Source organism: Paenibacillus pabuli, from assembly GCF_039831995.1.
GTDB classification, from domain to species: Bacteria; Bacillota; Bacilli; order Paenibacillales; family Paenibacillaceae; genus Paenibacillus; species Paenibacillus pabuli_C.
On record NZ_JBDOIO010000003.1, the window covers coordinates 1,231,308 to 1,243,905 of the forward strand.

The following is a 12,598-nucleotide window of genomic DNA, read 5'->3' on the forward strand; positions in this document are numbered from 1 at the left end:
ACCTCCTGAAATAAATTCTTGTTTGGCTGTTGTCGACTACGGGTTCTCGCCGCGGTAGATCGTTTGCCTCACTCCTCCTTCATCGGTACATGAATTGACAGTTCAGCACCTAGTTAAATTTTATACGAATCGTATAATTTTTGATATAAACCATTTGAACCAAATTAAAAAACCCTCTTATAAGAGGGTTTTAATTATACGACTTGTATATTATATAGTTTGATTAATTGTTTGTTAGCTATTTTGCAATCTCGATCATTCCGTTCATTTCAATAAACCACCAGCATGTCTGAGCAATCTTTCTTGATTGCATCTGTTCACATCCAGAATCAAAAGCAGCCTGAAAAGCTGTTAACGTAATCTTCAGCATGGAAAAATTAAGCGGTTCTTCCCGGAACAAGGACCATAGTCCTTGGGTTAATTCCTTGGCCTGGATGGATACGTTAGATTTCTGAATAGACCGGTTGAACTTGTCCAGCTCGGCAAGCAGATGTTGTTTATCCGGTACGTTCTGCTTGAATTCAGGATCGATAACAGCCAGACTTGCCGCATCAATGATATGTTCCTGTTTGTTCACCAAGTCTCTCAGCAGAACCTCGGTATAGTTCAGGACCTTCGGCACTAGTGCTTTCCAATGAGGCTGGTTCAGATGAAAGTTTCTCCACGTATTCGAAATCTGGTGAACCATCCCAAAACAAAAAATGGCCCCTTCACAGGCGTATGGTCTAACCTCTTCACCAAATAACTGTACAAGTCGTCCAGCCAGCCAGTTTAACTGGATTCTGGTTAGATTTTCGACATCAAATTCCCCGGAATAAAAGCCTGTCCAAAACAACTCAACTACTCGCTGTTTGTCCGGCGATATCATCGGCACCACGATCTGGTCTACCAGTAAGTCAAAATCAGAGCTATACTTTTGCGCCTCAAGTTCTTGGCGAATCATCATATCTTCCTGGATCCGCTGCTCCAGGATCGCGAGAACACAATCATCCTTGGAACTGAAAAATTTATAAAATGTGCCCTTCGACACACCTGAATGATCCAGAATCATCTGGATGGTTGTATTGGACACGCCATTCTTCTCAAAAAGCACGAGTGCCGTGTCCAAAAGCAGTTGTTTTCGTTTATTCATAAGGTGAGGACCTCTCAATCTGCCAACTTCTCCATATCGTCCTGCAATTGAACTAGCCGTGTACGGATCGCTTCCATACGCTTCTTCACTTCGGCCAGTTGATGCTGCAGTTTTTCTTCTATGTCGGTATCCCGAAATGATTGGGCCTCAGCCGTCAACATCCTTCGTTGGTTCAATTCAGATTCGTATTGGATCTGCTGGCTTTCAGCTTGTTTCAATTCGTCCTCCGCAGCACCGATCTGGTACTCCAAATAGGATATATCCGAAGAATTTGCTTGGGTTATACGCTGTGAATAGGTCATGTTCACCTCCACATTTCCTTTTTTAAGATTCATCTATCGCTTTGGCAAGATTATACGGTTGGATATCGATATCCAACTCCTGATTCAGAGCCAGCTTCGCTAACTGACAGCCAATAAAGGGGCCCATCGTTAAACCTGAGGCACCAAGTCCATTGGCCGTGATCAGTCCCTTCCATCCTGGAACAATTCCCATAACCGGAAGAAAGCCTGGCGTAAACGGCCGAAAGCCAACTCTTACCTCCTGAAACGTGCTATTAGACAAACCTGGGGCGAGCTCCAGCCCTTTATTCAAGATTTCCTGCATACCGCCCGGTGTGATTCTTGTGTCGTAACCTTCAATTTCATTTTCATGTGTTGCGCCGATCACGATCTTGTGCTCTTCAAATGCCAAAAGATATTGATCAGAAGGTGGCATAACCACAGGCCAGCTGCCAGTTTTTTCTTGTTCTGAAACCTGCAAATGCATAATTTGTGCTTTTTGGTAATGAACCTTAAAGTGAATGCCCAGAGGCTTCAGGATCGAATTGGCCCATGCACCTGCACATACAATGACTTCATCTGCCATAATACACTCTGTATCAACCGTCACTCCTGTTACACGACCCGAATCAAATAAAAGAGCAGCATCCCCATGAATGAGGACAGCTCCATTCCGCTGCGCGGATCGAATGAAGGCATCTCGCAGGGCACGCCCATCTATGCGCGCTGCGCCGCTAATATATACCGAATGATAACGTTGGTCCAGCAATGGAAACCGCTCATGCGTTTCCTCTTCGTTAAGTCGTGTAATGTCCCCAACTTCCGGTGCATCTGCTCTTCGAAGATGAGCCCGCTCTTCCATCTTGCCGATTTTTTCGATATCCGAATGAATACTTAATGCCCCCACTCGGGCATAACCGGTTTCCGTTTCTCCCTCGCTTTGCAGTTCTTCAATTAATCCGGGATAGAAGCGTGCGCCGGCCTTGGCAAGCTGGTACCAATCCTGATTACGCCTTTGCGATAACCATGGGCAGATAATACCCGCCGCAGCATCCGTCGCTTGTCCAATATCGCCACGGTCCACAAGGATGACTTCCGCACCCCTTTTTGCTAACTGATAGGCTGTCGAAGCCCCCAGTATTCCTGATCCTACTACGATGACTTTCTTCATGCGTGCATCCCTTTCCTCTATCACTGGTTCCATTATAGCGTATACTGTTTCGCATCAGATTAGCAAGATATCCCCATTTCGATCCTTCAAGCTAAAAGGTTTTCGCTCTATGGTTCATTGTTGCAATAGCGACATTTAAAATAATGTTATTTATGTAATATAATTCAAATTAGGTTTCTTTTAACGCTGTCTCCGCGCCACTTACGCACACGATCCCTTAACGAAAAGAGGAATAACACAACGATGCCGAAACCTAGCATGGAGAATCCGCTGGATGCCGATATGCCACTAATGATTACGGGGCAGATCCAGATGAATGCTGATGAATTCATGCATTGGAGCGACCATTCACGGGATTACACCATAGTACAATGCATCGGAGGAACCGGGCGAATCGCAGCCAAAAATCATGAATTCTTGATCCGTGAAGGAACCGCTCTTATCATGTTTCCTGAAGTTAACTATCGCTATCATAATCTGAGTGAATCATTGTTGTTTAACTGTCTTACGTTCAATGGCTATTTGTTACCCCGCTTCCTGCATACCTTGCAGATCGGGGAGCTGCGCGCCTTCAAGCCGGATGGAATGCTTCATATCCTGCTGCATGAAATAACGCTGGCGCTGCAGTCCCGGCACAAGGATCAAATCTGGCACGTATCTGCATTACTCTACATGCTTCTGGTCAGATTGACGATCGAAGGAGATCGTTATGGTGCATATGAACGCTCCGATGCACGCTTAAAGCTTGCCGGACTCGTTACTTTTATCAAGCAAAATTATTATGAGGATATCTCGCTTACCATGCTGGCTCAGCAGATGAACGTAACCGAGCAGCACTTAAACCGGATATTCAAGAAAGAATTCCAAATGACTCCGCTTGAGTACCTGACACGATATCGACTGTTGAAAGCCAAGGAAATGCTCATTCAGAATGATGCCATTACGGCCCATGACATCGCCAAAGCGGTCGGTTTCAACAGCGCCAGTTACTTTGGTTCTGTGTTCAAGAAATACGAAGGAATCTCTCCGATTGAGTTACGCAAACAATACCTGAGTTAGAGAATGTCCACATCTATATCGGCCAGCGAGGATAACCGCAGATCATGCAGCTTGAACTCCAGATCGCGAGTTACCTCGTTCGGCACAATGACGCAACGAATCCCCGCAGCCTTGGCTGCCTTCAGCCCATTAGGTGAATCTTCGAAAACAACAGCCTCCGAAGCCTCGATCCCCAGACTGTTTAGAGCCAGAAGATACAACTCCGGATCTGGCTTGACGCGCTTGACATCCTCAGCCGTATGAATGACGGAGAATTGTTCAAATATGCCCAGTTTGTGCAAATAGCCATGAACCCAATCGCGCGTGGAGCTCGAAGCAACGGCGAGCTGAATCCCCTTCTCTCGGGCTGACCGGAGCAATTCGTGCACACCGGGTAGGATAGCGGCCTGCCCCAGGTAGGATGTATATTTCTGCTCGGATAACAGTTTGATCTGATCATGATCAATCGGTTTTTGGAGTGCTTGTTCCAAATACAGAAAAGGATGAAACTCTTCAAAGTCCGTTCCCACATTTTTGGACCAGAGCTCCAGTCCAAGTTCAAGACCGTGTTCCTGATAAATGTCCCGAAACGCATAATACCAAGGTGTCTCTGTGTCCAGGATCAGTCCATCAAAATCCAAAATAAATGCTTTTATCATGAACCTGTTCTCCCTCCAATGATCGGCGGGGGAAATGGCTTAGAAGCGTGCAGTCAAGTCAGGCCTTGTAACCTCCAAGGTCAAAAAGCGACAGGTACAACCTGCTCCGGTTGGTGACTGTGCAACGACGCCTGCCTGGATCTCCCCCTGAATCGGCATGCCGAAGTACCGAATTAGTTTCCACTCTTCCCCATCGGGTGAATAAAAAAATGAAATGCAATCCTCTACCTTGCGTATGCGCAGGTATGGATCGGGTACGGGTACTTCAATCGAATTGCAATCGTCAGAGGAACCGTCCCGGGTAACCACCGACACAATGGTTGCTGCTTTTCCATCATACTCAAAACAAAGCTTGCACCAGTTGCGTTCATCTGCCATGACCATCAGACATCCGGAGTCATACTGGTGTTTCATGTCCACTGTTAATTGGGTGGTCAGTTCAAAATCACCCGGAACAGGTATCGCAAGGAATGGAGCGGATGCACGGACGTTAATGCCGGCGGGGTCCTGGAAAAAGTCTGTATCAGCCTGAGCCTCCACAATGAGTACGCCCTCTTCTGTGTAAGACCAGCTTTCAGGTTCATTCATCCAGTTCATTTGGCTTCTTGTTTCTGCTGCAAATACATTTGACATCTCTTAACCTCCCAAGTCGTTTTCTGTATTACATATTCTTCCTATATACAGAAAACCCCTTCTCCTACATATTTTTGTAAGATTCGATCACTTGGGTATGTTTCTGTGAATCAGGCAGGAACAACATAATGACCATCAGGATGACGTACAGTGCAAGAATGACGCTGAACAAAAGCACAGGATGATGATGGTACAGCAACCCTGTCAGGTAACCTGACGGAATGGCGGTCAGCGTCATGACCGTCTGTACGGCTGAGAACATATCGGCTTTTTCATGCGTGCCCAGTCTGTTCATGAGCAGGGAGTCCCGATACGTCTGCAGAATAAAATTACCGGCCGCAAGCACGATCAGCGTCAGGAACAGCATGGCTATGTTTCCAACCGGGATCAACAGAAATAGTACGGCTCCGATTGTACTTAATATGATGGAAAATCCAACATACTTCTCCTCCGATCGTTGTTTCAGACGTGGAATGATGACCAGATACAGCAGCATGACCGTTAATGCCGTCACAACCGGGATAAACGAAATCACACGATCATCAAACTTGAGCTGTTCCTTAAAGAAAATGACCTGAAAGAAATTCAGCTGCAGAATCAGATTGGAAAGCACGGTAATCAAGATGATCGGCAAGAGTCTTCGTTTATAGAACGATTTGCCAAACAGACGCAGGCTTGAAGCAAGGCTGTGCAGCACCCTCGTTTGACTGTGCATGCCCATCAGCTCTTTACCGACCTCAGTTTCATCGGTATACCGGTTACGAATAAAGAACATCGCGGTCATCAAAATTCCCCCGACAAAATAGATGCTGGCCAGCGTTGGCACAATGCCAAAATCAGCAATAACTACGCCTGCGATCGGCGTTAGTACTCCCGCTGCCGTGATAATCATGTTAAGAATGCCGAACACTCTGGAGCGTTTATGCTCCTCGACATCCTCAATGATCAGACAGTTGAAGGATACCGTCACGAATTTTGAGGTGGCATTCAGCAGGTAGGCAATCAGAAACAGCCAGAAATTTTGCGAAAATGCCCAGATGAACATCGGAATACTCCACGCAACCAGATCAAATATCAGCGTTGTCCGCTTCCGGCCCAGCTTGTTCGTAATTGAACCGGCAAACAACTGAAATATAAAGGCAAAATAAAGATTCACCGAATTGATCAAACCGATTTCGATGTCCGAAAGTCCGGCTTCCTTCATATATAAAGGAGCATAAAACAGGACAATCGTGCCCGGGATGGCCCATACCGGTTCAAGTAAAATGGAATACCGTGGATTTCTCGGCAAATCCTGAAGCAGCTTCAATCCAAATCCCCCTCCTTCTGCGGATCTTGCCGCCGCCCATGGTGATCCATAAGCAGCGGCAATTCCGAGACTTCTATACTCCTATAAAATTAGAGCTGTTTTGACCGAGTTCATCGGCAGAGGCTCCCCGGTACGCAGATGATATCCCACGGTGCCGTTAAATGCCTCCTCGTAATCAGATAGCAGTTCCTTGGCCGTCACCATGCGTTCCAGTTCCGGAATGCTTTGCGCGAATTTCAATGCCGTACTAATCATCGAATGCACGGCTACGGCGCCAATAATGCTAATCCCATCATTAATCACGTCAGTTGATTTAAATGTCACCTTATAGCTGTCGTCGTAGCCCATGGGAATGATTCTGCCCCCTTTGGCAATCATCTCAAATCCAACATGAAGCTGATTCCCCACAGCATCGACTACGATATCAAACTTTTTGTTGTTGTTAATTTCGTATACGTTATCCAGCGTCAGTTCCTGAGGATAGAACACATGATCAGCAATGGTTGAAGCAAACTCTTTGCGGTACGGGTCTACTTCTGTGCCAACGGTGAGCCGTGCCAATCGTTTGCTTACAAGCTGACACAGGGAGCCAATGGCGCCTGAACCCAGAACGAGCACTGAATCACTTGGCTTAACCCCTGCTTTCATGAACGTCTGCAGAACACAACCAAGCGGCTCAATCATCATCGCCGTCTCCCAGCTCATGGAATCCGAAATTGGATAGATATATTTCTCATCTCCCACGTAATATTCGGCAAATGTACCGTGCGTGGTCATGCCTACCTGATAATCATCGAAGTTTTCACAATAGATGAACAATCCTTCGCGGCAGTAGGAGCAGGTTCCACAAGACTGGGTGGGATCAATCAAAACCCGGTCGCCTACCTGAAATCCGCGGACCTCCGAGCCCACCTCCACGACCGTACCCACGCCTTCATGACCGATAATCGTTCCCTTGTTTGCCGGAACTTTGCCTTTGACAATGTTCAGATCCGTGCCGCAGATGCCTGAGCCATAAATTTTGACTTTAACCTGGTTCGGTTTTTGGATGCTTGGTTGTTCAACATCAAGTAATGCTACCTGTTTATGATCCTGATATACGAGTGCTTTCATGGATTATTCCTCCTAGTCGATTCCCCCGTAGGGATGAAGTTATAAACGTTTTCGAAATTGTTATTGAGCAAGGTGCTCCTGTTTACGCAGCTCTTTCCAGTCCGAAAGCGTCTGCAATAGTGCTTCCTCCACCCACAGCAATTCTTCGCGAGTATGTGCATCTGAGAAAATAAAATATCCTTTGGTGAAAATGCCGAAGTGCGCCATTTTTTTAACGATAAACTCCCGGAACGGATCAGATTGGAAGTTATCCTCCGTAATCGAGTGAATGTAGAAGCTTGCATAGGTTCCCTTCAGCGCCAATTGGTCCGTCAGCCCAAGAAGCACAAGTTCCGCTTCAATCAGGTCCATGATCCGGATGGTGGCATCACGCCAGCTTGGCCATACCTTTGCAGCTTTCATCAAGCGCTCACATGCGATGGCTGCTGCAAGTGCAGTGGTTTCACTGGAATGGGCATTGCTGAATCTGACTTGTCCCGACAATGACATCAAATGCTGGGGTCCCATTACGGCAGCGAGAGGCAGTCCGTTCGCCATTCCTTTGGAAATACAGAGCAGATCCGGCCAGATGTCATATTCTCCTGCTGTTGCCTGCTTGCCCATTCGAATGCCCGAAGTGACTTCATCAAAAATCACAATGATATCCAATGACCGGCAGAGGGAAACGACTTGCTCCAGCGGTTCAGGCTTCCATTCATTCGGACACAGCACAATGCAGGCGATGTCTTCGGGAGACGCTGTAATCTGAGCTTCAATTCGCTCTGGTGAAGGCTTGTCGACCCAGATTGTTGTACGTTCAATATCCACTGGGATACCGCGCTCTTTCGTTTCGCGACCATAATAACCATAAGCTGACCAGTCATGCCAACCATGATAGGCTGTTGCAATCACCTTGCTTTTGCCGCTTCCTGCCCTAGCCAGACGTACGGCTCCACTGACAGCATCAGCACCGCTCTTCGTGAATCGCAGCGAAGGATATCGCCCACCAAACCGCTGCAGGATCAGGTCAGCACATTCCAGTTCAATGTCAGCCGGAATGGAGTAGCTTGTCCCTTTTTTCAACTGATGAATGACGGTCAATTGAACTTCATGGCGCGCATGTCCCCAAGGTGCCGTACCCATGGCCATCTCGCAATCCAGCCATTCATTCCCATCAATATCGATAAATCGGGAATTACGTGCTTCTGCACAGCATACGGGTGTGTGGCCTGGAAATAACCGTTCAGGTGCTTTGGCAAGTGTACTGCATCCGCTCGGAATGACCTTTTCGACGTGCGCGAGCCACTCCAGATTCCGGGTAAACCTTACGGCACGATCCAGCGTGCTCTCTTTTGAATTCACCTATATTTCCTCCCTGTATTCTTGGTTTTGTGGTTAACGAACTTTGGTTCCTGGCCAGCAGCCATCGTATATGCGATCCATCGTGATAACATTGCCATATAAATCGATAATCAGATCCTTGGCCCGGTGCGCATGTCTCATCTCAATCCAGTATCGGTTCTCCAGCAAGCGGGCAAAATTATCTACCAAAAACAGCAAGCGGTTTTCACTATGAATCAGTTCCTTGCCCAGTACCTGCGGCAGCCAGATCGCCCCGTTCGAATTGAAGCGATTGGAATAATCACGTACCTCTGAAATAGGTGCAATATCAGCTTCCTCAAGCTTGGTCCAGAACGTATCGGCATCGCTTCGTACTTCAGCGAGATCAATGCCGACAATCGGCAGATATTGGTGTTCGGGTTGGCTACCCAGCTGTTCTTTCAAGTGACTGAACACGAACGGCCAAACATCAGCCTCGATCTCACTACCCCACTTTTTCCAGAAGCGGGCCAGATTGTTTTTCCGGTTGAAATTTCGATGAATGCCGCTGCTGCGCTCCCAGTGATAGGCGCGAATATTTGGATTAATGACCGTATCATATCCGGCAGCCCGTGCACGCATCTGGTAATCAAAATCCTCGTATCCGTTAAAGAATTTCTCATCCAAGGTACCGATCGTTTCGTAGACTTCCCGCTTCATGCCGAACATGGCGAACACAACCAGTTGTACCGAAAATGTTTCTTTTGGAATATCTTCAGGGGATGCATTCAGGAAAAGATGCCGGCCAATGGTGTCCGCAAATGCAATCCCACAGTGCTGTACGCCTCCGGTTTGCGGATACAGCAGTACACCGCCAATCATGCCGATTGTAATATCGCTATCCAACGTCTCTCTCATCATGGTCTGCCAATCCGGCTGCAGAATGGTGTCGGAATCCAGGAAGAATATATAATCTCCCTCAGCTCGCCGCAGTGCACTGTTAATGGACACCGCGCAACCGAGTGGAAAATCATGCTGCAGAATTTCAATCGTTACCCCTTCTCGAACTTCCTGCTTCAGTTTCTCCAGATGTTGAAAAACGGCCGAGCCGGAACCATCGTTGATGAAGATAATCTGTGTAGACGGGCTTACCGTCCGAAGCAGTGAATCGGTGAACAGGTTCAGAATGTTATAATCCTGGTTAACTGGCACAATAATTGTATAAAGCATGGGATCCCTCCTACTTGGATATGATGGAATGCGTTCAAGCTGTTCACTCTGGAAAATATGTCTGGATACCAGCCTCCTTGTTCCGAATTTGCTGTCTTAATTTGGTAATGTTTTGGATCTACTAGAAATTTATATCATTTCTTGTAATTATGAAATCTCAAATTCTGAACTCTATTAATATTTGAATATGATCCAAAAAAAACACCCCTGGAGTGATCCCGCACTGTAAACGCGGTTGAATCTCCAGAGGTACTTTTCAGAAGTGAACAGATTAGTTTCTGCCGTAATAAAGCTTGCGATTGGTGACATCCACCAGGTACAGGATGTCGACACCATTGGCATTACGCTCAACACTGAGCCTTTCGATCGGCTTGCCGGAAGCAATCGACGTTTGGGTCCATCCGCCATTGCCGTCCGGAACCGCCATATATGCGCGGTCTGTACCGCTATATTTCGTATAGTAGACACGAACATTCGACCCCGTCCACGTAATATCAATTCCTGCTCTCGTTGCCGTGGCATTATATACCGTCTGCTGCGTCCATCCTCCTGCATCATAAGAAGCATACTTCACGGAGAAGTTCGGGCTTCCTTCCTCACGGTATCGGTAAACAATCTTCGGATTCCCAGCTGAATCTACAGCAAGCTTGGCGCTCTGGATTCCCGGACCCCCTGGATCGCCTCCATCCTTGACATAGACCTCAGTTGATGCAAACGGCTGGACGATATCCACATTACTAAGCGAAACCGGTGCAGATATGACACTGCCATCTGCTTTATAGAAGGTACCTGTCGAAGGTCTGTATTTTACGTAAGACAAATCATGACGGAGTGCGCTCGAAACAAAAGTAGACCATTCAAACAAGATGTGTAAGTCGCCTTGCGCATCGAAAACCAGATCATTGGGATAGAATGACCGACCTGCATTGGCACCGACGATCGCGACTTGGCTCCAGCTGGACTGCGCATTATTCCAGCGATACAAAATTCCCGGGCGATATCCCGTTAAGTCATCGCTTGATCGGATCAGAAGATAAACATCACCATTCGGTGCTGTTGTCATAACAGGGTATGTCCCCTTGAAGGTTGAGAAGGAAGGCATATCGGAAGAATGATTTTGTGGGGCGCCTCCAACGGTATCCGACCTGAAGTAACGCCAGCTGTCGTTGTGCATGGAAGCAAAGACATGAAATCGGCCGCTGCCGTCGCGGGCTATGGAAGGTTGATTGTGCCCAATGTCATCGCTATACTGGGCAACGGTACTGCCATTCATCACCGGAATGTTGGACCACGCTCCTGATCCATCCCGCCTTGCAATATTTACCGTATGTGTGTTCTCTGAGCCTCCCGGGCCGTTGTAAGCCAAGTACGCATACTCATTTCCCGTGCCATATGTCTCAAGCGGCGTCCACCATCCCGCCTGATTGCTAGAATCCATGGCATAAGGTACCTCTGTGAGTGATGCTGCCGCCAGACCAGTACTCGTTGGCAGTACGGATATGAGCAGCGCGGCAACGGCGCCTATCTTCCAAAACCTGCTTTTTCCCAAGATCATTCGCCTCCTTCATGATTGGTGTAACATGAATTCGTAGAGAAAGGATCCCCGGCCGGGAATAATTAAAGCGCTTACAGTTTGCTGGGTGCTTGTTAGCGCCATCATCATGGTAACATGAGTTTTCTGTTGAACGTTATATACAAAATCATGTTTTTGATAGAACAAAATTTTGATATTCAAGCTTCAAAACAAAATGGAATAGAACAATTCATCTATTACGGTTTTGCTAAACGTTTTCGAGAGATTCAATCGCCAAAAAGACTGAATGGATTTACCATTCAGTCTCCTTCGCTCCCAGGTTCGTGACAAATTGACGTAATGCATGAGATACCCATTTCCGCGTGTGAATGACTAACTGGATTTCGAGTCTGAATTCGCCATGTTCCAGCGGCAATACCGTAAGTTCCTCCCGCCGAATCTCATCTAGCGCGATCATTTGAGGCAAAAGGGAGATACCCGATCCTGCCATAATGCTTCGTTTAATCGCCTCAGGACTTCCGAGTTCCAGCCCCACTTTGTAAGGAATACCGTTTGTTCTCAGTACCCTCTCCAACAGCTGTCTGTAGTTGCAGGTATCCTCGGGCATAATCCATTCTTCGTCCGCCAGATCACCCAGTTCAATTTTTGGCTTCTTCGCAAGGGGATGATCCGTGTTAACGATGAGGACAAGCGGCTCTTCCCGAATGGTAATCCACTGCAAGCCTGATTCGGATGAAGCATTCGCCAGAATAAGGCCCACATCCGCCTCTCCTTCTTTTACTTTCTGCAAAATCATGTCTTCCCGATCCGTCTGCAGCCGAATACCCAGTTCAGGATACTGCTTGCGTGTGGTCTGAATCGGGGCAGGAAGAAAGTAGGAAGCCAATGAATCCATGGTTGCGATCGTAAGGGAACCGCCGCCCTGCTTGGTCAGCTTCTCCTGTGAATGTTCATATATCTCCAGGAGTTGTCCGGATAGCTTAAACAATTCCTCCCCTGCTGAAGTAAGTCGGATTTTATTGTTATTGTAACGTTCGAATAATTTGACCTGATAGATTTTTTCCAGCTTTTGAATCTGGGTCGTTACACTCGACTGTGCATAGCCAAGCTCTTCTGCCGCCTTGGTGAAACTTTGCCGCACGGCTACTTCACGAAAGGTTTGAAAATAATTCAGATCCATGTTCCTACTACCTTCCTTA

Annotated in this window: 12 protein-coding genes; 1 reads left to right on the plus strand and 11 read right to left on the minus strand. The window is 47.2% G+C overall.

Features of this window, described 5'->3' with window-relative positions:
- Nucleotides 1-238 precede the first annotated feature (238 nt).
- The 3 genes from ABGV42_RS07550 to ABGV42_RS07560 are packed head-to-tail and all read right to left on the minus strand — an operon-like array spanning nt 239 to nt 2,584.
- Nucleotides 239-1,132 carry a TetR/AcrR family transcriptional regulator gene (locus tag ABGV42_RS07550; RefSeq protein ID WP_347381115.1) on the minus strand — a complete coding sequence of 298 codons (894 nt, stop codon included), beginning with the start codon at nt 1,130-1,132 and terminating at the stop codon, nt 239-241.
- A gap of 14 nt (nt 1,133-1,146) precedes the next feature.
- Complete coding sequence (locus tag ABGV42_RS07555) at nt 1,147-1,434, minus strand: hypothetical protein (RefSeq protein ID WP_347381116.1); 288 nt, start codon at nt 1,432-1,434, stop codon at nt 1,147-1,149.
- Between the two features lie 22 nt (nt 1,435-1,456).
- Nucleotides 1,457-2,584 (minus strand): NAD(P)/FAD-dependent oxidoreductase, encoded by a 1,128-nt coding sequence (locus ABGV42_RS07560; RefSeq protein ID WP_347381117.1) that lies wholly within the window; start codon nt 2,582-2,584, stop codon nt 1,457-1,459.
- Between the two features lie 243 nt (nt 2,585-2,827).
- Between ABGV42_RS07560 and ABGV42_RS07565 the strand changes: the two genes are divergently transcribed.
- Nucleotides 2,828-3,643: an AraC family transcriptional regulator gene (locus tag ABGV42_RS07565; protein WP_347381118.1), complete on the plus strand. Its 816-nt coding sequence runs from the start codon at nt 2,828-2,830 to the stop codon at nt 3,641-3,643.
- Here ABGV42_RS07565 and ABGV42_RS07570 read toward each other — a convergent pair.
- From ABGV42_RS07570 to ABGV42_RS07605, 8 genes are all read right to left on the minus strand, one after another.
- Complete coding sequence (locus tag ABGV42_RS07570) at nt 3,640-4,281, minus strand: HAD family hydrolase (protein ID WP_347381119.1); 642 nt, start codon at nt 4,279-4,281, stop codon at nt 3,640-3,642. The two genes, ABGV42_RS07565 and ABGV42_RS07570, sit on opposite strands and share 4 nt — an antisense overlap.
- 39 nt (nt 4,282-4,320) lie before the next feature.
- On the minus strand, nt 4,321-4,914 hold the full coding sequence (locus tag ABGV42_RS07575; protein ID WP_347381120.1) for a DUF1349 domain-containing protein: 594 nt from the start codon (nt 4,912-4,914) through the stop codon (nt 4,321-4,323).
- A 64-nt stretch (nt 4,915-4,978) separates the two neighbouring features.
- A complete protein-coding gene (locus ABGV42_RS07580; protein WP_347381121.1) occupies nt 4,979-6,223 on the minus strand; it encodes an MFS transporter in 1,245 nt (414 codons plus the stop codon).
- Nucleotides 6,224-6,304: 81 nt separating this feature from the next.
- Nucleotides 6,305-7,336 (minus strand): zinc-dependent alcohol dehydrogenase, encoded by a 1,032-nt coding sequence (locus tag ABGV42_RS07585; protein WP_347381122.1) that lies wholly within the window; start codon nt 7,334-7,336, stop codon nt 6,305-6,307.
- Nucleotides 7,337-7,396: 60 nt separating this feature from the next.
- Nucleotides 7,397-8,677 (minus strand): aminotransferase class III-fold pyridoxal phosphate-dependent enzyme, encoded by a 1,281-nt coding sequence (locus tag ABGV42_RS07590; RefSeq protein ID WP_347381123.1) that lies wholly within the window; start codon nt 8,675-8,677, stop codon nt 7,397-7,399.
- 33 nt (nt 8,678-8,710) lie between these two features.
- Entirely contained in the window at nt 8,711-9,865 is a 1,155-nt protein-coding gene (locus tag ABGV42_RS07595) for a glycosyltransferase family 2 protein (RefSeq protein ID WP_347381124.1), read from the minus strand.
- 271 nt (nt 9,866-10,136) lie between these two features.
- Nucleotides 10,137-11,414, minus strand: coding sequence for a BNR-4 repeat-containing protein (locus ABGV42_RS07600; RefSeq protein WP_347381125.1), 1,278 nt, complete (start codon nt 11,412-11,414; stop codon nt 10,137-10,139).
- A gap of 277 nt (nt 11,415-11,691) precedes the next feature.
- Entirely contained in the window at nt 11,692-12,579 is an 888-nt protein-coding gene (locus tag ABGV42_RS07605; protein ID WP_347381126.1) for a LysR family transcriptional regulator, read from the minus strand.
- Between the last annotated feature and the right edge of the window lie 19 nt (nt 12,580-12,598).

What these genes read in the sequence shown, in the direction of transcription:
- ABGV42_RS07550 (WP_347381115.1), bottom strand. Translation starts at nt 1,132, where the DNA reads ATGAATAAACGAAAACAACTGCTTTTGGACACGGCACTCGTGCTTTTT.
- ABGV42_RS07555 (WP_347381116.1), bottom strand. Translation starts at nt 1,434, where the DNA reads ATGACCTATTCACAGCGTATAACCCAAGCAAATTCTTCGGATATATCC.
- ABGV42_RS07560 (WP_347381117.1), bottom strand. Translation starts at nt 2,584, where the DNA reads ATGAAGAAAGTCATCGTAGTAGGATCAGGAATACTGGGGGCTTCGACA.
- ABGV42_RS07565 (WP_347381118.1), top strand. Translation starts at nt 2,828, where the DNA reads ATGCCGAAACCTAGCATGGAGAATCCGCTGGATGCCGATATGCCACTA.
- ABGV42_RS07570 (WP_347381119.1), bottom strand. Translation starts at nt 4,281, where the DNA reads ATGATAAAAGCATTTATTTTGGATTTTGATGGACTGATCCTGGACACA.
- ABGV42_RS07575 (WP_347381120.1), bottom strand. Translation starts at nt 4,914, where the DNA reads ATGTCAAATGTATTTGCAGCAGAAACAAGAAGCCAAATGAACTGGATG.
- ABGV42_RS07585 (WP_347381122.1), bottom strand. Translation starts at nt 7,336, where the DNA reads ATGAAAGCACTCGTATATCAGGATCATAAACAGGTAGCATTACTTGAT.
- ABGV42_RS07595 (WP_347381124.1), bottom strand. Translation starts at nt 9,865, where the DNA reads ATGCTTTATACAATTATTGTGCCAGTTAACCAGGATTATAACATTCTG.
- ABGV42_RS07605 (WP_347381126.1), bottom strand. Translation starts at nt 12,579, where the DNA reads ATGGATCTGAATTATTTTCAAACCTTTCGTGAAGTAGCCGTGCGGCAA.